The organism is Dorea sp. Marseille-P4042, assembly GCF_900290215.1.
Lineage (GTDB): Bacteria > Bacillota > Clostridia > Lachnospirales > Lachnospiraceae > Dorea > Dorea formicigenerans.
On record NZ_OLMI01000001.1, the window covers coordinates 429,608 to 453,928 of the forward strand.

At 42.0% G+C, this 24,321-nt stretch carries 20 protein-coding genes; 1 reads left to right on the plus strand and 19 read right to left on the minus strand.

The features are described from left to right. Positions 1-19: 19 nt before the first annotated feature. The 9 genes from C7E02_RS02285 to C7E02_RS02325 form a co-directional block, all read right to left on the minus strand. Positions 20-2,479, minus strand: coding sequence for an FtsK/SpoIIIE family DNA translocase (locus tag C7E02_RS02285; protein WP_105308716.1), 2,460 nt, complete (start codon positions 2,477-2,479; stop codon positions 20-22). A gap of 55 nt (positions 2,480-2,534) precedes the next feature. After that, positions 2,535-3,206 carry a ClpP family protease gene (locus C7E02_RS02290; RefSeq protein ID WP_005336485.1) on the minus strand — a complete coding sequence of 224 codons (672 nt, stop codon included), beginning with the start codon at positions 3,204-3,206 and terminating at the stop codon, positions 2,535-2,537. Between the two features lie 49 nt (positions 3,207-3,255). Continuing rightward, positions 3,256-4,536 carry an O-acetylhomoserine aminocarboxypropyltransferase/cysteine synthase family protein gene (locus C7E02_RS02295; RefSeq protein WP_105308718.1) on the minus strand — a complete coding sequence of 427 codons (1,281 nt, stop codon included), beginning with the start codon at positions 4,534-4,536 and terminating at the stop codon, positions 3,256-3,258. Between the two features lie 22 nt (positions 4,537-4,558). Beyond that, on the minus strand, positions 4,559-5,290 hold the full coding sequence (locus C7E02_RS02300) for a YebC/PmpR family DNA-binding transcriptional regulator (RefSeq protein WP_022278968.1): 732 nt from the start codon (positions 5,288-5,290) through the stop codon (positions 4,559-4,561). 44 nt (positions 5,291-5,334) lie between these two features. After that, entirely contained in the window at positions 5,335-6,072 is a 738-nt protein-coding gene (locus C7E02_RS02305) for a hemolysin family protein (RefSeq protein ID WP_005336489.1), read from the minus strand. Positions 6,073-6,098: 26 nt separating this feature from the next. Continuing rightward, on the minus strand, positions 6,099-6,446 hold the full coding sequence (locus C7E02_RS02310) for a type II toxin-antitoxin system PemK/MazF family toxin (protein ID WP_005336494.1): 348 nt from the start codon (positions 6,444-6,446) through the stop codon (positions 6,099-6,101). Positions 6,447-6,597: 151 nt separating this feature from the next. After that, positions 6,598-7,767: an alanine racemase gene (alr, locus tag C7E02_RS02315; RefSeq protein ID WP_022278966.1), complete on the minus strand. Its 1,170-nt coding sequence runs from the start codon at positions 7,765-7,767 to the stop codon at positions 6,598-6,600. A gap of 3 nt (positions 7,768-7,770) precedes the next feature. Beyond that, on the minus strand, positions 7,771-9,285 hold the full coding sequence (locus C7E02_RS02320) for an NAD(P)H-hydrate dehydratase (protein WP_105308719.1): 1,515 nt from the start codon (positions 9,283-9,285) through the stop codon (positions 7,771-7,773). An 80-nt stretch (positions 9,286-9,365) separates the two neighbouring features. Next, a complete protein-coding gene (locus tag C7E02_RS02325; RefSeq protein WP_005336497.1) occupies positions 9,366-10,007 on the minus strand; it encodes a redox-sensing transcriptional repressor Rex in 642 nt (213 codons plus the stop codon). A gap of 203 nt (positions 10,008-10,210) precedes the next feature. Between C7E02_RS02325 and C7E02_RS02330 the strand changes: the two genes are divergently transcribed. Then, positions 10,211-12,136 (plus strand): ABC-F family ATP-binding cassette domain-containing protein, encoded by a 1,926-nt coding sequence (locus C7E02_RS02330; RefSeq protein WP_105308720.1) that lies wholly within the window; start codon positions 10,211-10,213, stop codon positions 12,134-12,136. Between the two features lie 14 nt (positions 12,137-12,150). Here the strand turns inward: C7E02_RS02330 and C7E02_RS02335 are convergent, their stop codons facing one another. The 10 genes from C7E02_RS02335 to C7E02_RS02385 all read right to left on the minus strand — a co-directional run bounded on the left by C7E02_RS02335 (position 12,151) and on the right by C7E02_RS02385 (position 23,840). Then, complete coding sequence (locus C7E02_RS02335) at positions 12,151-12,654, minus strand: NUDIX hydrolase (protein ID WP_105308721.1); 504 nt, start codon at positions 12,652-12,654, stop codon at positions 12,151-12,153. 15 nt (positions 12,655-12,669) lie between these two features. After that, complete coding sequence (locus C7E02_RS02340) at positions 12,670-13,869, minus strand: NADP-dependent isocitrate dehydrogenase (protein WP_005336500.1); 1,200 nt, start codon at positions 13,867-13,869, stop codon at positions 12,670-12,672. 59 nt (positions 13,870-13,928) lie between these two features. Continuing rightward, on the minus strand, positions 13,929-14,585 hold the full coding sequence (locus C7E02_RS02345; RefSeq protein ID WP_005336501.1) for a GntR family transcriptional regulator: 657 nt from the start codon (positions 14,583-14,585) through the stop codon (positions 13,929-13,931). Positions 14,586-14,921: 336 nt separating this feature from the next. Continuing rightward, positions 14,922-16,136: a threonine ammonia-lyase gene (gene ilvA, locus C7E02_RS02355; protein ID WP_105308723.1), complete on the minus strand. Its 1,215-nt coding sequence runs from the start codon at positions 16,134-16,136 to the stop codon at positions 14,922-14,924. Next, positions 16,130-17,077, minus strand: coding sequence for a signal recognition particle-docking protein FtsY (ftsY, locus tag C7E02_RS02360; protein ID WP_022278961.1), 948 nt, complete (start codon positions 17,075-17,077; stop codon positions 16,130-16,132). Before ftsY ends, ilvA begins: the two co-directional genes overlap by 7 nt. A 121-nt stretch (positions 17,078-17,198) precedes the next feature. Next, positions 17,199-20,759, minus strand: coding sequence for a chromosome segregation protein SMC (smc, locus tag C7E02_RS02365; protein ID WP_105308724.1), 3,561 nt, complete (start codon positions 20,757-20,759; stop codon positions 17,199-17,201). Between the two features lie 7 nt (positions 20,760-20,766). Next, positions 20,767-21,462 carry a ribonuclease III gene (rnc, locus tag C7E02_RS02370; protein WP_005336505.1) on the minus strand — a complete coding sequence of 232 codons (696 nt, stop codon included), beginning with the start codon at positions 21,460-21,462 and terminating at the stop codon, positions 20,767-20,769. Positions 21,463-21,526: 64 nt separating this feature from the next. Then, positions 21,527-21,763 carry an acyl carrier protein gene (acpP, locus tag C7E02_RS02375; protein WP_005336507.1) on the minus strand — a complete coding sequence of 79 codons (237 nt, stop codon included), beginning with the start codon at positions 21,761-21,763 and terminating at the stop codon, positions 21,527-21,529. 34 nt (positions 21,764-21,797) lie between these two features. Further along, on the minus strand, positions 21,798-22,820 hold the full coding sequence (plsX, locus tag C7E02_RS02380; RefSeq protein ID WP_029730455.1) for a phosphate acyltransferase PlsX: 1,023 nt from the start codon (positions 22,818-22,820) through the stop codon (positions 21,798-21,800). A 66-nt stretch (positions 22,821-22,886) separates the two neighbouring features. Then, positions 22,887-23,840 (minus strand): AEC family transporter, encoded by a 954-nt coding sequence (locus C7E02_RS02385; RefSeq protein WP_105308725.1) that lies wholly within the window; start codon positions 23,838-23,840, stop codon positions 22,887-22,889. Positions 23,841-24,321 lie beyond the last annotated feature (481 nt).

Consider the following 24,321-nt stretch of genomic DNA (forward strand, 5'->3'; position numbering starts at 1 on the left):
CTATACTGACCTCCTCTGATTATTCAGTAGTATTTATATTTTGTATGTATTGTTCAAATTCTTCTAGTGTCATGAGGATTTTGCGCGGTTTTGTTCCCTCTTCGCCACCGACAATCCCCGCTTCACACAATTGATCCATAATACGTGCTGCACGGTTAAAGCCAATCTTGAACGCTCTCTGCAGCATCCCTATGGAAGCCTTGTCCTTATCAATGATAAGACGACCTGCGTCTATAAAATAGGCATCTCGCCCATTACTTTCATCGGCACCTGGTCCGTTTGAAGATACCATGCCAATATTGGATGTATTTACATGATTGACAACTTCTTCATCGTAATTGGCATTTCCATTTTTGTCAATTAAATAATCAACAACTTTCTGCACCTCTTTATCCGATACAAAAGCTCCCTGGACTCGTACCGGTTTCTGATAACCGGATGGATAAAAGAGCATATCTCCTTTTCCAAGTAATTTTTCAGCGCCATTCATATCAATGATGGTTCTGGAATCAACTCCAGAAGTTACAGAAAACGCGATTCTTGACGGCATGTTTGCTTTAATCAATCCTGTGATAACATTGACAGACGGACGCTGTGTTGCAATGACCAGATGAATCCCTGCTGCTCTTGCAAGCTGTGCCAGCCGGCAAATTGCTTCTTCAACTTCGCCAGGAGCAACCATCATAAGATCTGCAAGCTCGTCTACAATAATGACAATCTGCGACATCTTATGTCCTTTTGCTTCATCTGCATGATCCGGCATAGATTCAATCTTCGCATTATATCCTTTGATATCACGTACATTCAATGACGCAAATGCCTGATAACGCCTTGTCATCTCAGCTACTGCCCAGTTCAGAGCACCAGCTGCCTTTTTCGGGTCTGTCACCACGTCGATCATCAGATGTGGAATGCCTTTGTAAACACTTAATTCTACAACTTTAGGATCGATCATAATTAATTTGACTTCATCCGGAGTTGCTTTATAAAGGATGCTCATGATCAATGTATTAATACAGACAGACTTACCGGAACCTGTAGCACCTGCGATCAGCACATGTGGCATCTTTGCTATATCTGTAACGACAACCTTACCTCCGATATCTTTTCCAACTGCAAACGATATTTTAGAGGTACTGTCTTTAAATTCTTTGGACGCTAGAAGATTCCCAAGCATGACTGTAGAATTTTCCTTATTTGGAACTTCAATTCCTACAGCTGCTTTTCCCGGAATCGGTGCCTCGATTCGAATATCTGCGGCGGCCAGGTTCAGCTTGATATCGTCTGCCAGTCCGACAATCTTACTTACTTTCACACCCATTTCCGGCTGAAGCTCATAACGCGTGACAGCAGGTCCACAGCTTACATTTGTAACTGTTACATTTACTCCAAAATTCGCCAGAATCTCCTGAAGCTTCATAGCAGTTTCCCGAAGCTTTGCATCCGATTCCTGACGTCCTTCACTACCACGATTCAGAAGTGATACCGGTGGCATTTTATATGCTTTTGTTCTTACGGCCGCTGTTGTCTTCGCAGCTTCTGCTGCAACACGCGCAACTTCATCGGCAACCGGAGCTGCCCCCATCTTACTTTTACGCACAGAACTTCCCGAAGAAGAGTCTGTCGGATTCTTGTCTGCCTGTGTAAAATCAAAAGCTTCCTCCGTCACATCTGATTCTTCCGGAATATCTTCTATTGGAATATCGGGAGCCCTGTTGATCACAAAATCCGGATGTTGTTTTTTATCTTCTGCCGACATCATTTCCGGATTACTCTTTATTTCCTTCATCTCCGGTGACTGGAACTTATCAGAAAGTCTGGTTGCCAGAGAAACTCCCGTTACGCGGTGATCCGATCGTTTTTCGTTAGAGTTTGTGTTTTTGGCAGCTTTTTGTTCCTGCTCACGCATCTTAGCACGCTTGGCTTTACGTTCTTCTGAAATTTTACGTCTTCTTTTGGCATCTTCTCTTGCGCGGCCATAGGCCTGATCACCTTTTGCTTTTACTCCCTTTAAAGCAGATTTCCCTGTAATGATCACTCCACAGATAATCATACAGATTATTACAATTACATATGTACCTGCCACTCCGACTGCGGGTATAAGAAGGTTTGCAATAAAGCTGCCAAGTCTTCCGCCCATCTCATGGATCAGGTCTAAAAGTGTACAGGTAAGGATCATAAAAACCAGCGCAAGCGCAGATTTTATATATGCGATTCTATTTTCTTTATTTGATATTAAAAATGATACGATTCCAAACAGTAAAAATGGGACAAAATAGGCAACGATCCCAAAGCCGTGCTTTAGAGCCCCGGATACATGATCGCCAATGTTTCCGCCAAATCCAAAATTACTGATCAATAGCAAAATACTGACTGCCAGAGTAACCCAGACAAAGATTTCCTCCCCTAAAAAACTTTGTTCGGTCTTTTTTTTCTTTGTCTGCTTTCTGCCAGTTTTCTTTTTTGACTTTGCAGCCATATTTTTTACTCCCCCTTATGCGCAAAACATATCACATTATAGTATACATGAATGATTATTTTTCGTCAATCATCTGGTGAAGTTTCCTTAATGCATGGCTCATTCCTCCAACTTCATCAATCAGACCTTCCCTGACCGCATCTTCTCCTTCCAGAAGTGTTCCGACATCTTTGACAAGTTCCGTCGGATTAAGCATCAGTTCTTCGATACGTTCTTCGTTCATATGGGAATGAGCTGCAAGAAACCCTGTAATGCGTTTTTGAGTCCGGATCATATTTTGGAGACTTTGCTGTACTCCAATAAACATGCCATTTGATCTGACCGGATGTATGATCATAGTTCCGCTCGGGACGATAAACGAGTAATCCGCCGCCACTGCCAGCGGTCCTCCGATAGAATGGCTGCCTCCAAGGACTAGAGAAACTGTCGGTTTACTAATAGAAGCAATCATCTCTGCAATAGATAGTCCTGCTTCTACATCCCCGCCCATTGTATTTAAAAGGATCAGAAGTCCATCAATCTCTTCGCTGTCTTCTACTTCAGCCAGCATCGGCAAAAGGTGTTCGTATTTTGTCGCTTTTGTATTCCCGGATACTGCTTCATGACCTTCAATCTCTCCAATAATTGTCAGAAGACGTACATTATGTTTCCGGTTATTAGAGTCAAGTTTCATGCTGCCGGTTTCTTTCATTTCATTTCTTTTTTCCTCAGTTGTTTCTTTTTCCATAAAAAATACCTCCATACTTTTTTCTTAGTATGGAGGTATTTGAATACTTTTATACCTGTTCAAGTGCCTGACTTAAATCAGCAATAATATCATCAATATTTTCAATTCCAACACTGAAACGGATCAGATCCGGCTGTACTCCAGCTTCTTTTAACTCCTGATCATTCATCTGACGGTGTGTGTGACTTGCCGGATGGAGAACACAGCTTCTTGCATCTGCAACATGGGTCACGATTGCAATCATCTTCAGGCTGTCCATCATGCGGACTGCTTCCTCTCTTCCACCCTTCAGACCAAAAGTAATCACTCCACAAGTTCCGTTTAGCATATATTTCTTAGCAAGTGCATAATGTTTATCACCTTCTAGCATCGGACAACTTACCCACGCTACTTTTTCATGTGCCTGCAGATATTTTGCAGCTGCCAGAGCATTTTCACAATGACGCTCCACACGTAATGGAAGCGTTTCAAGCCCAAGATTCAGAATAAATGAATTCTGAGGTGATGGAATGGAACCTAAATCTCTCATTAACTGAGAAGTCGCCTTTGTAATATACGCAGCTTTTCCAAATTTCTCTGTGTATACGATTCCGTGATATGTCTCATCCGGAGTTGTAAGTCCCGGAAATTTATCTGCATGGGCAGCCCAGTCAAAGTTACCACTGTCAACGATAGCTCCTCCGACACATGTGGCATGTCCATCCATGTATTTTGTAGTAGAATGTGTTACGATATCTGCACCCCACTCGAACGGACGGCAGTTGACCGGTGTTGCAAATGTATTATCCACAATAAACGGTACGCCATGTGCATGAGCAGCCGCTGCAAATTTCTCGAGATCTAATACTACAAGAGCCGGATTGGCAATGGTTTCACCAAATACAGCTTTTGTATTCTCTTTGAATACGGCATTTAACTCTTCTGTCGTACATTCCGGATCAACAAATGTTGCATCAATACCCATCTTTTTGATTGTATGGGCATACAAGTTATAGGTACCGCCATATAATGCAGAAGCACATACAATATGATCTCCTTCTTCACAGATATTCATAATGGCATAGAAGTTCGCTGCCTGACCAGAAGATGTCAGCATTGCTGCAACTCCGCCTTCCAAATCGCAGATTTTTGCTGCCACTGCATCATTGGTTGGATTCTGCAGTCTTGTATAAAAATATCCGGATTCCTCCAATGCGAACAGACGACCCATCTGATCGCTGCTATTGTATTTAAATGTTGTACTCTGATAAATCGGAAGTACACGCGGCTCTCCATTGCCCGGCTCATAACCGGACTGGATGCATTTTGTTTCAATCTTGTAATTACTCATAACCTTATCCCCTTTTTATGTTTTACTCGTCCCAGTTATGATAAACATCCTGAACATCATCATCATCATCAAGCATATCCAGAGTCTTCTGAATATTTGCGATGTCTTTCTCATCTGTCAGTTCGACATATGTCTGAGGGATCATTGTAACCTCTGCACCTGCCATTGGAATTCCAGCTTCTTCAAGAGCCTGACGTACAGCACTGAAATCTTCCGGTGTTGTAAAGATCTCGAAGCTGTCTTCTTCCTCTGAGAAGTCCTCTGCTCCGGCATCAAGTGCGGTCATCATGAGTTCATCAGAATCCCCGTTGAACTCTTCCTTATCTACAATGATCTGACCTTTTTTATCAAACATAAAGGATACACATCCAGGTGTTCCTACATTTCCCTTACCTTTTGTAAATGCATTCTTTACATTCGTAGCTGTACGGTTTCTGTTATCTGTCAGAGCCTCTACGATGATAGCAGTTCCGTTCGGACCATATCCTTCATATGTAATGTGCTCGTAGTTTGCTGCATTGGCATCCCCTTCGGCTTTTTTGATATTTCTGTCGATGGTATCATTCGGCATATTGTTAGCTTTTGCTTTTGCAATAACATCACGCAGACGGCTGTTGTTAGCCGGATCAGCGCTTCCACCTTCTTTTACGGCAACTGCAAGTTCTTTTCCGATTTTCGTAAAGATCTTACCCTTTGCTGCATCATTTTTCTCTTTCTTATGTTTAATATTGGCAAATTTTGAATGTCCTGACATTTCTATTCCTCTTTTCTATCTGTTTTCACACGTTCTTTATTCTATCACGCCATCAGAAGTTTTTCAATCTTTACTCTTTGAATTGTGTTATCATTCACTTCCAGAACGGTAAATCGGTAGTTCTTATATACTACAATACACTCTTCGCCTTCATTCGGGATACGTTCCAGCTTGTCGATCATAAAGCCATTGAGTGTTCCGTACTCCTCCGTGTCAAATGTAACATGCAAAAGGTCTCCCAGTTTTTCCAGCTCCAGCATACCGCTCGCGATATAGGAACTGGCAGAAAGTACAATGATCAATTCTTCTTCCACATCATGCTCATCCATAATATTTCCGACAATTTCTTCCAGTATATCTTCCAGTGTCACAAGACCGGAAGTCTGCCCATATTCATCCATAACAATTACGATGTGGTTTTTCTTTGCCTGCATCTCCTTAAAAAGGCGGTCAATATTCTTAGACTCCGGTATAAAATCTACAGGTCTTATGTAAGAATGTAATTCTTTGACCGGAACATTTCTGTAATTGTTTTTCAAATAGCATGTCATGGCCTCACGTAAATGCATAAAACCGATGATCTCATCAATACTTTCTCTGTAAATCGGAAATCTTGAATAATTTGTCTCCAGCATAAAATGCAGTGCATCTTCCAGAGATTCCTCCTCATCTATCGCCACAATATTCTTCCTGTGAGTCATGATATCCCGGGCATTCTTATCCATGTATCGGAACACATTACGGATCAGCTTATCCGTGGTCCCCTGTCTGGCCTCGTCCATAATTCTACTTTCTTTCACTCCTTTGATTATGTATGAAGCTCAAAACTGACTTTGATTGCTTCATCTACTTTGTACATCATTTCTTTATCCAGGTGACAAACCATGTCCTTTAAGCGCTGTTTGTCTATGGTTCGGATCTGTTCTAATAATACCACAGAATTCTTTACAATCTGATATTTTCTTGCATCTATCTCTACATGAGTCGGCAGCTTCGCCTTATTCATACGGGAAGTAATCGCCGCACATATGACAGTCGGGCTGTGACGGTTTCCTACGTCATTCTGAATGATCAGCACCGGACGAATCCCTCCCTGTTCTGAGCCGACCACCGGACTCAAATCTGCATAATAGATATCACCACGTCTTACCTGCACAATGTCCACACTCCGATTTTACTATGATACTACAAGTATTTCCAGCTTTTTCGGAAGTATTCTTATATTTCATGCAAGAATAAAGCAAAATCCATTCGCAGGCATCCCAGTCTGGGCTTTTACCCTTTCTTACTATTACACATCTACACATCTACACATCAAAATAATCGACCTGTTCTGTGACCTGCCCATTCTGAATGTATTCTCTTGGAATTCTCTTTCCTAGATCACAGACAAATTCATAGTTAAATCTTCCAGACAGATCACTTAAAGTCTCCACCGGAAGAAATTCTTCACCATCTTTACCGACCAGTGTTACTTTATCACCAAATTTTACATCTGGAATATCTGTCACATCGACCATAAACTGGTCCATACAAACTCTTCCGCGGATTGGTGCTTTTTTGCCATGGATCAGTACATAACCTTTGTTAGAAAGACTTCTGGGATATCCATCTCCGTAGCCGACCGGAATGGTCGCAAGAGAAGTCTCTTTTTCTGTCACATAGGTTCCGCCATAGCTGACCGGAGTTCCTTCCGGAACTGTCTTTACATAAGAGACATGACTGATCAGTTCCATGGCCGGTCTTAACGGAACATTCTTTTTTTCTACCTCCTCGGAAGGATACAATCCATAAATGGATATTCCGGCACGTACCAGATCCATGTTCGCTTTCTTAATATCAATGATACCGGCACTATTTGAGCAGTGGTAAATCGGAAATGTGACACCTCGCTTTTTAAGTTCATCACGCATATAGTTGTATTTTCCAATCTGAACATCTGTATATGCCTTGTCTGTTTCATCTGCTTTTGCAAAATGTGTGAACATTCCTTCTAATTTAAGTCCCGGCATTTTTGAAATTTCTTCAATTGCATCTACACTGTCTTCATGAATCTGGAAACCAAGTCTTGACATTCCGGTATCCAGCTTAATATGAATATATGCATCTTTTCCCATTTTGACCGCAAGATTCGAAACTCCTTTCGCCATTTCTACTGTGTAAGTGGTCATCCGGACTTCATTTTCAATCATTGCTTCCCACTGATCCGGGAAAATGCATCCAAGCACAAGAATTGGTTTTTTTATTTCATTTTTTCTCAAGACGACAGCTTCATCCAGTGTTGCAACCGCGTAGCCCCAGATATAGTCTACCGGTTCCAGTAACCGGGCAATCTGGACTGCACCATGTCCGTATCCATCTGTTTTGATAACTGCAATCATCTGTACCCCATCTTTGATATTTGCTTTCATCATCTGGAAATTATAAAAAATTGCATCCAGATCCACTCGTTCACATACTCTGCTGTATTGTTTCATAATCTAGTTTTCCTCCTGTATCGTCATGGCTGTTCCTGCCTTTTGTGCAAGTTCCCTTGCGAGAAGACTGTATGCGCCTTGTTCCTTCTCTATAATCTCACCAGCTCTTCCGTGAATATAAACACCGAGAAGCGCTGCTTCCCATTCAGAAAGTCCCTGTGCGAGATACGATGCGATAATGCCTGCCAGCACATCCCCGGATCCGGCTTTTGCCATAGCCGCACAGCCGGATAGATTTACCGCTACCCGCTCTCTCGGCTTTACAATGGTTGTTCTGGAATCCTTCAGTACACAGGTAACGTCATATTCTTTAACAAATGTACGAAGTGCTGCAATACGATCTTTTTTTACTTCAGCAATCTTCAAACCGCTGATCCGTTCAAATTCTTTCATGTGCGGTGTAAAGATAAAATGTTCACAATCTGCACCACACAGATAATCCATATGTTCAGACAAAATATTGAGTCCGTCTGCATCTATGACACAAGGTTTCTTTGTATATGCAATCGTTTCTTTTAAAATCTTCCTTGCAGTCTTCTTTGTTCCAAGTCCGGAACCTATAGCTACGACATCTGCCCAGTCAATCAAGCGATGTAGTTCATTGACATCATATTTTTCATAAGTTGTAATGATCGCTTCCGGAATCTGACTCTGTAAGATCACGCGATTCTCTTTAGCAGTATAGATCTGCACCAGCCCGGTACCTGTCCTGTAAGCTGCAAGTGCGCCAAGATATGCAGCACCTGACATACCTTTGCTTCCGGTGATCATAAGAAGCTTTCCGTAAGTTCCTTTATTAGAGTCCGCATTTCGTTTCGGAAGAAGTGCTGCATAATCACTTCCCTCCAGTGTACAAACTGTTTCCTCATCTCTTTCCAGTGGAAGTGATACAATTCCGATATCCTCGGATACACAGATTCCTGCATAACTTCTTCCCGGATCAAGTACAAGACCAACTTTCGTCTCCTGAATTGTCACAGTATAGTCTGCACGCACTGCAGTTCCTAATACATTTCCTGTAGTTGCGCAAATTCCGGAAGGAATATCCACGGACATACGGACTGCATCAGACTGATTCACACACTCTATAATCTGCACATATCTGCCTCCAACCTCCCGGCAAAGTCCAACTCCAAAAATTGCATCGATAATTAAAGTATACGGTTCACTTTCAAATGCTTCTTGCTCAAACTGCTCCTTAAACTGTGCTCCTGTATTTTTCAACTGTTCTATCTGATAGGCAGTCTCTGGTGTGCAGTGATCTCTGTTTCCGACCAGAACTGCTGTTACGTCACACCCTTCCCATGCAAACATTCTGGCAATCGCAAAGCCGTCCCCGCCATTATTTCCAGAACCACAGAGGACACATATTTTATTTAAATTAATTTTCCAGTCTTTAATGTGATCTACACATGCTCTGGCAGCCCGTTCCATAAGTTCCAGGGACGGGATTTTAAGTTCATTTATCGTAAATGAATCTGCCGTTTTCATCTGTTTAGCATCTGGCAAATATCTCATAGTTTTGATTCCTCCTGATAGAAAGAAACGTGCAAAGCCAGGATGCTATCTGAACAAACCTGTCTTTACACGTTATCTCCTTAATTATGTTCTTCCTTGTAGCGGCATATATTATATGACAGCCTCATCAGACTCTCGGATAAATGTACATTCTCAACAATCACACTTTCCGGGAGATTCAGATCTGTATGTGCAAAATTCCATATTCCGTGAACATTGTGATCTGCCAGAAATTTTGCGACTTTGATTGACTCATCCTTTGGAATCGTCAATGCTGCAATATCGATACTGTTCTCATCTACAAATTTCGGAAGCTCGTCCATCATATGAATTGGAACACCACGAACTTCCTGCCCGTCAAGCTCCGGATTGATATCAAACAATCCTTTTAAGATAAATCCCCGCTTTTCAAATGATGCATAGTTCGCAAGTGCACGCCCCAAATTACCAGCACCAATAATAATAATATTATGATCCTGTTCCAATCCAAGAATTTTTCCGATTTCTGAGTACAGATATTTTACATTATAGCCATACCCCTGTTGCCCGAATCCACCAAAATTATTAAGATCCTGACGAATCTGGGAAGCTGTTACTTTCATTCTTTTACTAAGCTCATTGGAAGAGATTCGTTCTACTCCCTGCTCGATCAGCTCCCCAAGGTATCTATAATATCTGGGTAATCTACGGATAACTGCCTGTGAAATTCCCCTGTTTTGCATGATCCGCACCTCCTTCCTTCAAAAATTTCTACTCATTATTATAGGCAATCGTTAGTATAATGTCAAACTTTTTAGTTGTTTTTTGTAGTATTTTCGTTATAATAGTATAAGATGATGCCAAAATTATGCGGTCGCAGCGCCGGTCGCAGCCCTGCGGCATCTTTATTTCTCAAAGTCACAGGATTTTTATCAAGGAGGATAGGATGATACTTGCATGTCACAATATCAAAAAAGCCTTTGGAGAAGAAGTAATTGTCTCCGGCGGCTCCTTTCATATAGAAGACCACGAAAAAGCAGCTCTCGTAGGACCGAACGGTGCTGGAAAGACAACACTTCTTAAGATGATCGTTGGTGAGATACAGGCGGACGGCGGCAATGTTGTTCTGACACGCGGCAAGACGATGGGATATCTGGCACAGCATCAGGATATGAATAATGACCATACGATCTATCAAGAGGTACGCACTGCAAAAGCCGATATTCTCGACATGGAGCGGCAGATTCGTGAGATTGAACAGGAAATGAAGCATTTAAGCGGCGAACGTCTGGAAGAACGTATGAATACATACCAGCGGCTCACAGCAGCATTCGAACGTGAAAATGGATACGCCTGCGAAAGTGAGATTACTGGTGTTTTAAAAGGACTTGGATTTACAGAAGAAGAATTCGCAAAACCGGTCGCGACTTTATCCGGAGGTCAGAAAACCCGTGTCTCTCTCGGAAAACTGCTCCTCACAAAGCCGGATATTCTGCTTTTGGACGAGCCCACCAACCATTTGGATTTAAATTCCATCTCATGGCTGGAAACTTATCTTCTGAATTATCCTGGTGCAGTACTGATTGTCTCTCATGACCGGTATTTTCTGAACCGGGTTGTAACAAAAGTCGTCGAGATCGAACTGGGCAAGCTTACCACTTTCATGGGCAATTATACAGATTACGCCAAGAAAAAGGAAATGCTCCGCGAAGCCAGAATGAAAGAGTATCTGAATCAGCAGCAGGAAATTAAGCATCAGGAAGCGGTCATTGAAAAGCTTCGCTCCTTCAACCGTGAAAAATCCATTAAGCGTGCAGAAAGCCGTGAAAAGATGCTGGATAAGATGACCCCGGTTGAAAAACCGATGGAACTGCATACAGATATGCACTTAACACTGGAACCTTCCTGTGTCAGCGGTAATGATGTCTTAATTGTCGAGCATTTAAGCAAAGCATTTCCACCACAGATTTTATTTGAAAATATCAGCTTCGAAATCAAGCGAGGGGAACATGTCGCGATCATTGGAGACAATGGAACCGGAAAAACAACAATCCTTAAGATTTTAAATCAGGTACTCAAAGCTGATTCTGGAAGTTTCCGTCTCGGTTCTAATGTAAAGATTGGTTACTACGATCAGGAACATCACGTTCTGCATATGGAAAAAACTATTTTCCAGGAGATTTCCGATGACTATCCTAATCTTAATAACACGCAGATCCGTAAAGTGCTGGCAGCATTTTTATTTACCGGAGATGATGTATTTAAACTTATTGGTGACTTAAGCGGTGGCGAACGTGGACGCGTGTCCCTTGCAAAGCTGATGCTTTCTGAAGCGAACTTCCTGATTCTCGATGAGCCGACCAACCATTTGGATATTACATCAAAAGAGATTCTGGAACATGCACTGAATAAATACACAGGAACGGTTCTTTATGTTTCACACGACCGTTACTTTATCAATCAGACTGCAACACGTATCATGGATCTTGTTAATCATACGTTTGTAAATTATATTGGAAATTATGATTATTATCTTGAGAAAAAAGAAGAACTGACAGCCGCATACTCCAATACGTCTCGCTTAGAAAATAATTCCTCTTCTGCAGCTTTTGACTTGGCCTCTGATTCAAAGTTAAGCTGGCAGGAACAAAAAGAAGCTCAGGCAAAAGAACGGAAACGCGCTAATGAATTCAAAAAGACAGAAGAACGAATCGGTGTTCTGGAAGATAGAAGTGCTGAAATTGATATTCTGATGTCGCAGGAGGAAGTTTATACGAATTCAGTAAAATGTCAGGAACTTGCGAAAGAACGTGCAGAAATTGACACTGAACTTGAAACTTTATATGAAAAATGGGAAGAGCTGGCCGAATAAGCCAGCTCATTTTTCTACTCTTCAAAAACACGTTTGATACTATCATAATGCAGGAAGATTCCTTTGTCAGCCAGAGCCTTGATCTCATCAGCTGTTGCAATCTTATATCCTGCAGTCTCTTCTGTCTGAAGATGCAGGTCTTCTTCTTTAAAATCCTTTTCAAAACGATAAACATCTACAAAATAATTGTCGCCTTCTCCAGGATTTTCTCTGTGATAGGTAAACATATAACCGCCCACACAGCCATTTACATCCAATCCTGTTTCTTCCAGTACCTCACGACGTACCGCTTCCTCGGAGCTTTCGCCTGCCTGTGCAGCGCCTCCGGAAACTTCCCACCAGCCTGGTGCCCATGCCTTTGTCAGAACGCGGCGGGTAATCAGATATTTTCCATCTGGACGGCGGATCACACCTAACACTGTCAAGTGATACTCACCCTCTTTCAGGCACCAGTCATTGCGCTTCATTTTTCGCCCGGTCAGCTGTTTGTTTTTATCATAAATATCCCAGTATTCCATGCATTTCAACTCTTTCTATACTAACTTTTCAGCAATCGCTTTAATAAAGTCTTCACTGTTTAACACTGTTGGATTCGGAAGTGTTGTGATAAGAGCCAGATCTTTTGTCATCTTTCCTTCCTCAATTGTATCAATCGTTGCCTTCTCTAATTTATCTGCAAAATCCATCAGCTCCTGATTTTGATCCAGTTCACCACGTTTACGAAGAGCTCCGCTCCATGCAAAGATTGTTGCAACAGAGTTCGTAGAAGTTTCTTCACCTTTTAAATGCTTGTAATAATGACGCTGTACTGTACCGTGAGCAGCTTCATACTCGTAATATCCTTCCGGTGATACAAGCACGGATGTCATCATGGCAAGAGAACCAAATGCAGAAGAAATCATATCGCTCATAACATCTCCATCATAGTTCTTGCATGCCCAGATGTAGCCTCCTTCAGATTTCATAACACGCGCTACAGCATCATCAATCAATGTGTAGAAATATTCGATACCGGCTTCATCGAATTTTTCTTTATATTCTGCATCAAAGATTTCCTGGAAAATGTCTTTGAATGTGTGGTCATATTTCTTAGAAATTGTATCTTTTGTTGCGAACCAGAGATCCTGCTTTGTGTCTAATGCGTAATTGAAGCAGCTTCTGGCAAAGCTCTCGATAGAACCACAGAGGTTATGGATTCCCTGAGCAATCCCTGGTCCGTCATATTTGTGGACAAGTTCTTTGATCTGTGTTCCATCATCTCCTGTATACACAAGCTCTACCTTTCCAGGTCCAGGAACCTTGATTTCTGTATTTTTATATACATCACCATAAGCATGTCTTGCAATGGTAATTGGCTTTTTCCAATTTTTAACGCATGGCTCGATTCCTTTTACAACGATCGGTGCACGGAATACAGTTCCATCCAAAATTGCACGGATGGTACCATTCGGGCTTTTCCACATTTCCTTCAGATTATACTCTGGCATACGCGCAGCATTCGGTGTAATTGTTGCACATTTTACTGCTACTTTGTACTTCTTTGTTGCTTCTGCGGAATCAAATGTAACCTGATCATTCGTCTCATTACGATGTTCAAGTCCAAGATCATAATAATCTGTATTTAGCTCAATAAATGGATTCAGAAGATGTTCTTTGATCATCTTCCAGAGAATCCTTGTCATCTCATCTCCGTCCATCTCTACAATTGGTGTTGTCATTTTAATTTTCGCCATGTTTTTGTCCTCCTGCCACTATATAAACTTTACTTATATGATTCTTTTAATTTGAAACATTAATCTTCAATTTCGATATGAAGATTTTCCATTACATGCATGATGTGCAGATTTGCAAGTCTTTCCGCTTCATCAGCATCTCCTTTTTTGATTGCTTCCAAAATTGCCTTGTGCTCCTCGATGGACTTCTCAGCCCGGTTTTTTGCGCCTACAGACAACATACGTGCCATCTTTACATATTTGTGAAAATCCGATAACGTATGTTCCATAATCCGGCTGTTGGATGCTTCATATAGAACATGATGGAATTTACCGTCAAGATCTGACACCTGAACAACTTTGTCCTTATCCTTTTTCAAATGAAACTCAGATAAAAGAACAATTTCTTCCAGCTGCTCAATCTGTTCTGGAGTGATGTGCTCTGTCGCCCATCTGGCGCACATACCTTCCAACATAGAACGAATCATGTAAATATCCTGAACGTCTTTCGGCGTAATACCTGTTACATAGGCTCCTTTATTAGGAATAATCTTTACAAGTCCTTCCAGTTCCAATTGCCTAAGTGCCTCACGGACCGGAGTCCTGCTGACTCCCATCTCCTCACCGATTGTAATCTCCCTAAGTTCATCACAATCCTTATAGACACCAGATAAAATATCCTCCCTCAATTTTTCAAATACCCTTCCTCTAAGAGAACGGTCCTGATACTCTTCCATAATTTTAACCTTCTTCGTGACCTCCTGGAATCTTTCTGACACTAAAAAGTCACCTTTCTTTTTATATAATGCACTTCGTGTATAATTGTATACAATCCAATCTCATATGTCAAGAGACAAAACAAAAATCCTTCAAAAATCCCATAGCAAAAAGAGAAAACCCGAAACTTTTTTTGAATCTTGCTCTTTCTGGTTTTCTCTTCTATGCTATTTTTATTCAAGAATGCCTCGGCATTCTTGCTGCAAGGTGCGCGTCATGCAATTGCATGACATACTTCTACTGCGCACCTCTGCAATCCTGCCGGAGGCTATATCAGCTGGGGGATTAACTCCCAGCTAATACAATTTTGCACCGATCTCTCTTGGCCGGAATCCTTTTTCTTCCAGAGCTTTCATAATCTGGTTCTTATGCTCTGTACCGTAAGCTTCCATTGTAATACGAAGCTCCACGGCAGCATTACGGTTGGTGCTAACGAACTGGTTATGTTCCAGTTTAATAACATTTCCCTGGGCATCAGCAATCGTCTGAGCAACAAGCGCAAGCTGTCCCGGTTTATCCGGAAGTAATACAGATGCCGAAAAGATACGGTCTCTCTGAATCAGTCCATGCTGTACAATGGAAGACATTGTGATAACATCCATGTTGCCTCCACTTAAAATTGCAACCGCCTTCTTTCCTTTCAAATCTAACTGCTTGAGTGCTGCAACTGTCAGCAGTCCGGAATTCTCAACAATCATTTTATGATTTTCGACCATATCGAGGAAAGCTCCGACAAGCTCATCATCTTCTACAGTCAGCATCTGATCGATGTTCTTCTTTGCATACTCGAAAATGTGGTCTCCGACACGTTTTACTGCAGTACCGTCTGCTATGGTATTTGCACTGTCCAATGTGGCCGGCTCGCCAGAAGCAAGTGCCATTGTCATACTTGGCGCAGCAGCAGGCTCAACACCGATCACTTTAATCTTTGGATTCAACATTTTTGCAAGTGTAGATACACCTGTAATCAATCCGCCGCCGCCAACTGGCGCAAGAATATAATCGACGGTCGGAAGCTCCTGCACAATTTCCATTGCAATACTCCCCTGACCTGCTACGATGTCCAGATCATCAAACGGATGCACAAATGTACTTCCGCGCTCCTGGGCCAGTTTTTCGGCATACGCACAGGAATCATCATAGACATCTCCGTAAAGAATCACCTCTGCGCCGTAGCTTTTTGTACGATTTACTTTGATCAAGGGTGTTACTGTTGGCATAACGATTGTAGCCTTGCATCCAAATTTCTGTGCTGCGTATGCAACACCCTGTGCATGGTTTCCGGCTGATGCAGCCACCAGTCCTTTTGCTCTTGCCTCTTCAGACATTGTGCTGATCTTATAATATGCGCCACGCACTTTATAAGCTCCTGTATACTGCATATTTTCCGGCTTCAGATAAACCTTACCGCCCGTCTGCTGGCTTAAGTTTTCACTGTATACCAGTTTCGTCGGAAGAGTTACGTTTTTTACAATTTCGCTTGCCTCTTCAAATTTTTCTAATGTTAACATACTTCATTCTCTCCTTTTACATCAAACAATGCATTTACAAATGTATCAGAATTAAATTTCTGCAGATCGTCAATCGTCTCGCCGACACCGATATATTTTACCGGAATACCAAGCTCCGCCTGGATTGCAACTGCAATACCACCTTTTGCAGTTCCATCCATTTTTGTCAGGATAACACCGGTAATATCAGCAACTTCATTAAATTCCTTTGCCTGAGCAAGTGCATTCTGACCTGTTGTGGCATCTAGCACTACCAGTGTCTCACGATATGCGTCCGGAAATTCACGGTCAATGATTTTATTCATTTTACGAAGCTCTTCCATCAGATTCTTCTTATTGTGAAGCCGTCCGGCAGTATCAATCAAAAGTACATCGGCATGTCTTGCCTTGGCAGCTGCAACTGCGTCATAGACAACGGCTGCAGGATCAGAACCTTCCTGGCCTCCGATCAATTCTGCTTGTGCACGGTTCGCCCACTCTTTCAACTGCTCTCCCGCTGCAGCACGAAATGTATCTGCGGCAGCCAGCACAACTTTTTTATTCTGACTGCGGAGTTTTCCAGCTAATTTACCAATCGTAGTTGTCTTTCCGACACCATTCACTCCAATGACCATGACCACCGAAGTTCTCTCTTCAAATTCATAAGCAGCTTCTCCGACGTCCATCTGCTCTTTGATGCTGTCAATCAGGATTTGTCTGCATTCAACAGGTTCTTTGATATGCTGGGTTTTTACCTTTTCTCTTAATTTGTCCAGAATATCATACGTTGCCTGAACTCCGAGATCGCCCATGATGAGGACTTCCTCCAGTTCTTCATAAAAGTCCTCATCAATATGTGTAAATCCGTTAAAAATACTGTCCATACTGGACACAATATTATCTCTTGTCTTTGTGAGACCATCGACAAGTCGTCTGAAAAAACCTTTCTTTTCTTCTGCCATACTTTTACTCCTTTCAAGGCCGCCCCCCTGCCATTCAAGAATGCCGAGGCATTCTTGCTGCGAGGTGCGCGTCATGCAATTGCATGACATACTTCTACGTTCTATCTTACCTGCGCTTTCTCTAATCGTCCAGTTCATCTTCCAGAAGACTGACGGACACAAGTGTCGAAATTCCTTTTTCCTGCATGGTGATTCCGTACAGACGGTCTGCCGCAGTCATTGTACCTCGTCTGTGCGTAATGACAATGAACTGTGTATTCTTTGTAAGCTTATGCAGATACTGTGCAAAACGGTCAACATTGCTATCGTCCAGTGCTGCCTCAATCTCGTCAAGCAGACAGAACGGGGACGGCTTGAGATTCTGAATTGCAAATAATAATGAGATTGCTGTCAGAGCCTTCTCTCCACCAGATAACTGCATCATATTCTGCAGTTTCTTTCCAGGCGGCTGAGCAATAATACGAATTCCTGCTTCCAGAACATCTTCATCGTCCATCAGTTCCAATGTACCTTTTCCACCTCCGAACAATTGCTTAAATACGTGGTCGAATTCCTGACAAATGTGTGCGAACTGCTCTGTGAACTGCTTTCGCATCGCTTCATCCAATTCTGCGATAATTTTTTCCAGTGTTGCTTCTGCTTCCACGAGATCATCATGCTGCGTCTTTAAGAACTCATATCGCTCCGATACATTTTTATAGTCCTCAATGGCATTGACATTAACATTTCCTAAAGCGCGTATTTCTCCTTTTAATTCCTGAATACGCTTTTTCATCTTTGCAACATCCGTTAAATTTTCATTCCTAAGCTCCATCGCACGATTATAAGTGAGTTCATACTCTTCCCACATATAATTGATCTGCTTCTCGGCAGCTTCTTCATAACTGTTTTTCTGACTCTCCAGACGGAAGATTTCTTTATCCAGATCAGAAATCTGCCTGGAGAGGTCTTCACGCTTCTGTAAGAAATCTTTATGGCGCTGGTTTAGATTTTCACGTGTCTTCTTCGCCTTTTCAATCTCATCCTGAATTTCCACAAATAATTCTCCGGAATTCTCAATCGTCTGGCGCAGTTCCTGAATCTGAGATTCTTTTTCCTCGATTTCTTTGCTCGTACCGCCTTTACTTGCTTCCAGCCCCTTCAACTCTTCGCGGAATTTTTGCATCTCTTCCTGAATACGTTCTGCATTTTCCATTACGAACAGAACCTTTTGTTCTGTAGCAGCACAGGATAAATGTGCATTTTCCGAAGCCTGCTGCTGTAATATTTCCTGATGTTTCAAATCATCTAACTTTGTCTGCCCTTCTTCAATCTGTTTATTCAGGTCACGTTCTAACTGTTCAGACGTATCCAGCTCTACATTGATGGACTGCTGATTATCCATGATATCACTGATCTCCTGATCCAGTTGCTGTGTCTCTTCCTGAATTTCCAGCGCAGTCTGATTCGCTGCTTCGATCTTGCTCTTTGCCTGATCGGCATTCATCTTCGCTGTATTTTGGCGGACATATGCTTTCTGTAGTAAATCTTTGATCTGTTCGATTTTATCATAGTAACTGGAACGATTGTTTTTCAGCTCCGCGATCTCCTGCTCTGTCTTTGCTACATCAGCGCGGAGTTTTTGGACAGCCTGCTCCAGCTCTTCTATCTCACGGCGTCTGCTTAAAAGGTTGCTGGAATTCTTGAATGCTCCACCAGTCATAGAACCGCCCGGATTGATGAGATCACCTTCCAGCGTTACAATTCGAATAGACTGTCTGTATTTTCTTGCAATGGCAAGTCCGTGGTCAATATGATCGACAACCAGTGTTCTGCCAAGCAGAGAGCCTGCCAGTTCCAGATACTTGTCTTCCACCATAACAAGAGTGTCTGCAAGACCGATAACTCCTTCTTCATTCAATGCCTGTGGCTGAGCGATTCCTCCATAGGAACGGATCTGCGTCAGTGGGAGGAATGTTGCACGACCGAATTTATTCTTTTTCAAAAATTCAATCATACGTTTTGCTGTCTGTTCGTTATCTGTAACAATATTCTGGATACTGCCGCCAAGAGCCGTCTCAATGGCTGTCTCATATTTTTTCTCTACTTTAATAATATCTGCAACAACACCTAACAGCCCTTTTTCATGACTGCGGTTATCCATAACACGCTTAATACTGTTACCGTATCCGTCGTAGCGTTCAGTCATATTTCTAAGAGACTCCAGGCGTGAATGCTCTCTGTGGTAAGCACTCTGACTTGCACGGATCCGCTCATTTTTTTCATTTAGAGACTTTTGAAGTTCCTGAATCTGTGATTCATAGTTCTTCTTCTCTTCTGCAAAGGAAATAATCTGATCTGATACTTCTTTTAATTCCGCATAAAATGTCTCATATTGTTCTTTCTGAAAACCGGCTTCACTTTGCGCACCAAAATATCTCTGGTTCAGTCCGGATTTCCGCACCTGGATCTGTTCCATCATAGTATCGAACTTCTGGATCTGAGCTTTTGTGGATGCACGGTTTCCGAGAATTTCCCGAATATCATTCTGGTTCTTTTCAATATCAGAACTAAGACTTGCAATACGGATCTGAAGCTTGTTCAGATTCTCTTTTTCAAGTGTTTCTGCTTTTCGACCGGAATCTAATTCTGCCTGGAGTCTTGTCTGATCCGAAATCAGAGTACCAAGCTGTTCCTCACGCTCAGAAAGTTCCCGTTCAATGGACTGGGCCCGATTCGCGTAATGCTCATCATTCATTCTGGCACTGTGGATCTGCTCCTTCAAAAGAGCAATCTGATTCTCCAACTGTTGTTTTAACATGCTTGTCTCAGTAAGCTTGCGATTATAAGTCTCAATAGACGCGTCCATCGTATCGACTTGTTCTTCAATACTTTCATATTCCTGCTTTGTATCTTCATACAAGCGGTTTGCTTCTCCCATCTGAGCCTTTGTCAGATTATCTTTTGCTTCCACATCCCGGATTTGCTCTTTCAGGCGGTCTGCCTCTAACAGAAACATATTGATATCATAAGTCTTCAGTTCTTCTTTTTTCTTCAGATATTCTCGTGCTTTCTCAGACTGCCGTTCCAATGGGCCGACCTGCTTCTCAAGCTCTGAAAGAATATCATTGACACGGATCAGATTCTGCTGTTCCTCTTCCAGCTTCTTCACAGACATACTCTTACGTCTTTTGAATTTTACAATGCCGGCAGCCTCATCAAACAACTCTCGCCGCTCTTCCGGTTTACCACTTAAGATCTTGTCAATCTGTCCCTGTCCGATAATGGAGTATCCTTCTTTGCCGATACCTGTATCATAAAATAATTCATTAATATCTTTCAGCCGGCATGCACTGCCATTGATCAGATATTCACTTTCACCAGAACGGTATAACTTTCTTGTTACCGTAACTTCTTCGAAATCAATCGCAAGTTTATGATCTGAATTATCCAATGTGATTGCTACAGACGCATAGCTTAACGGTTTACGGTTCTCTGTACCGGAAAAGATAACATCTTGCATTGTGCCGCCTCGAAGCTGCTTGACACGCTGTTCACCAAGTACCCACCGCACCGCATCGGCTACATTACTCTTACCACTTCCGTTTGGTCCGACAATGCCTGTAATACCGTTGTGAAAATCGAATTTTATCTTATTTGCAAAGGACTTAAACCCCTGCACTTCTATGCTTTTTAAATACATACAACACCTACTTTATATTCTTTTTGTGGAGCTTCAGAATGGTCTTGTAGGCAGCTTCCTGTTCTGCGCTCTTTTTTGTACGTCCTTTTCCGATTCCATAGACCTGTTCTCCGATTTGAAGTTCGACCTGGAAAGTTTTATCGTGATCCGGCCCCTCTTCCCCAACCAGATGGTAAGAAAGTTCTTCTTTAAAATGTGCCTGCACAATTTCCTGCAGGATAGTCTTGCTATCATAAAAGAGCTTTTTATTCTCCAGGTCTTTTAAAATGAATCGGTTGATAAACTCTTTTGCATTAGCAAAACCACCGTCTACATAGATTGCACCAATCAGTGCCTCCATAGCATCAGAAGTAACAGATTCTCTCTTCCTTCCTCCTGTTGCATCCTCTCCTTTTCCAAGAAGCAGATATTCTCCAAGTTCAATCTCCCGTGCACAAAATGCGAGTGCCGGTTCGCAAACCATGCTGGCGCGGGTCTTTGTTAATTCTCCTTCCGGAGTTGTCGGATGTTCAAAAAATAAAAATTCACTGGACACAAGTTCCAGTACTGCATCACCCAGGAATTCCAGGCGCTCATTACATTCATACTTCGGAAGATGCTCTTCATTCACATAGGAGCTGTGACTCATCGCCTTCTTAAGAAGCGCAAAATCCTGAAATGTATATCCGATTCTATGTTCTAGTTCTTTTAAATTTCTCTTCATGCTCATTCTCCTATAGTCAGAAAGAGAGAAAGCCCTTTTTCCGGACTTTCTCACTTATTATATCTTAGTTGTTTCCAGTTGCATTCTGGATCTGCTCAACAGCATCTCCTACCGTCACGATCTTCTCAGCATCTTCATCACTGATCTCAAGTTCAAACTCATCCTCTATAGCTGTAACAATCTGGAATACATCCAAGGAATCTGCGTCCAGGTCATCCTTGAATGTAGAATCCATTGTAATTTTGTCCTCGTCAACATCACAGACCTCTGCAATAATTTTTTTCAGTTTTTCAAACTCCATAATTACGTCTCCTTTTGCTTGTTTGTTCATTCTTTTATTCAGTGGCAGCTTCTTCCGCCTGAATACTTGCTTTGATTTTCTCACTGATATTCTGTTGTTTAAATGTGACACACTGAATGATCGTATTCGTCACTTCTTTTGCTTTCGCACTTCCGTGGGTCTTAACTACAAGACCGTTCAGTCCCAGAAGCGGAGCTCCACCGTACTCTGTAGCATCGAATGTCTTCAAAGTCGTCTTAAGCGCCGGTTTTACAAGAAGCGCGCCAATCTTGCTTCGAAGAGTGGACATCATACCGCCTTTGATCTTATCGACAAGAACAGCCCCCAGTCCTTCATAAAGCTTTAAGATCACATTTCCCACAAATGCTTCACAGACAATTACATCTGCCTGGCCATGTGGAATCTCTCTCGCCTCCACACTTCCGATAAAATTAATTCCCGGAAGTTCTTTTAACTGTGGAAATGTGTCTTTGACCAGTGCATTGCCCTTCTCTTCTTCCGCACCGATATTCACGATACCTACCTTCGGATCCTTTATACCAAGAACATTCTCCATATAGATGGAACCCATCTTGGCAAACTGAAGAAGATGTGCCGGTCTGGCGTCTACATTCGCACCACAGTCAATCAAAAGAGAAACTCCTTTTTCCGTTGGAATAAGCGGAGCTAATGGCGCACGGTCAACACCTTTGATTCTGCCAACGATCACCTGTCCGCCCACAAGAATCGCGCCTGAACTTCCGGCTGACACAAAAGCATCTGCTTTTCCCTCTTTTACAAGCTTCATCCCGACTACGATGGAAGAATCTTTCTTCCTGCGTATAGCATGTACCGGCGGCTCTGCTGTCTCGATCACTTCTGTCGCATTCACGATCTCGATCTGCTCTGGATTGTAGGTCTTGCCTTCCAGACCTTTTCTTATGACGTCTTCAATACCGACCAGAATGACTTTTACATTCTTTTCCTTGGAAATGGCATCAATTGCGCCGTCAATCATTGCAGCCGGAGCATTATCTCCACCCATAGCATCCAGTACTACTGTTGTAATTTCTGACATGATATTTCCTCCTGTCTCTACTGGTAATATTCTACTAAACATCACCGGAAAAATCAACACGTATCTTTACAACATGACAATCAATGCAGCTGTGATCAGTCCGATACTGATCAGCATCGAAATGGAATTAATTGTACTGGAAAGCTCATAATCTTCTCCCAGAGCATCTGTATAAGCCGGACAAGCGCTGGCAATCGGGCTTAAAAATGCAAGAACAAGCGCTTGTCTGATCTGCAGTGGGAATGGCAGACAGAAAAAAGCAATCGCAGCAAATGATATGGTCACTGCATAACGCGTGAACAAAATCCGGATCACATGACTGATTCCATCTTTTTTAATATTCAGTTTGAATCCGACCCCGATCATCAGCATCGCCGTAAATGCATTGGCATTGGAGCCAATCTGTGTAACCGACAATACTAGTCTGGGAATCGGAATCCCAAGAATCAAAACGATCAACATCCCAAAATAAACAAGAAACGGTGTGGATCTACTCAATGCCCGCCCCATAGTCTTCAGCGAATTTTTTAACTGCATTTTGGTACCGGTCTCTGTTCCCGGCACTCTATGTATAGAATTTTTAAATACTTCCGCAACTGCCTTTGCCCCACCGTTACAATAAAAAGCATTTCCCATATCAAATAGTGTGATGCCAAGAAGACTGAGCGGCTCTAAAAAGCTCTGTGCAAACGGCAGGCAGAAATTTCCGATATTGTATCCTGACAAATTCAAAATATCAAACGGAATATTCTCTTTTTTTCCTGTTATTCTCGATGTAAAAAACGCAATAAACATCATAAGAATTCCAACAAAAAGACTAAATCCTGTCACTGTTAAAAGCGAAATCTGAAAATCTACTTTTGAAAATGAATAGATAATTGCACATGGCAACGTGATATTTAACAAAATTTTTGCAAGTGTACGGAAATCCTGTTCATGAAAAAATCCGACTTTCTTCAGAAAAACTCCAAGTGCAATAATAAGCAGATACGCTGCTGCGCGGTATAAAATGTCATTCATAATCTGTCCCTCTACTTCTATTTTACTCAGGTTTTACTATACCACAGAATTTCATTTTTTCAATCCTTAACTTCCAATCGTCTCTCCATCATAGTCATCCCAGCACTCATCCTCATAGACTTCTGTTTGCTCAATTTCCTTTTCCTTTGAAAGCTTACAGGCTGTAATTGCTTCTAACATTTCTTTTCCGGAACAAATGGCAGGCGCCTGTAGTCTTTTCCATCGTACGTGCGATTCCCAAATCGCCCAGCTTGAAGTTTCCAAACTCGGACATCATAATGTTGTTTAATTGATTCATATGACTAAAACGATGGTAAAAATAACTATTTTAAATATACCTTAATTGTTCCTTTCTGTCCACTATTTGCCAAAAACCCAATAAAAAAGTAAGAACCATACGTCTTTTGAATAAAATAAAAAAACTGTATTTCATAAGCTGATTAACTCTCAACTCTTGAAATACAGTTTTTCTGTTCATTTC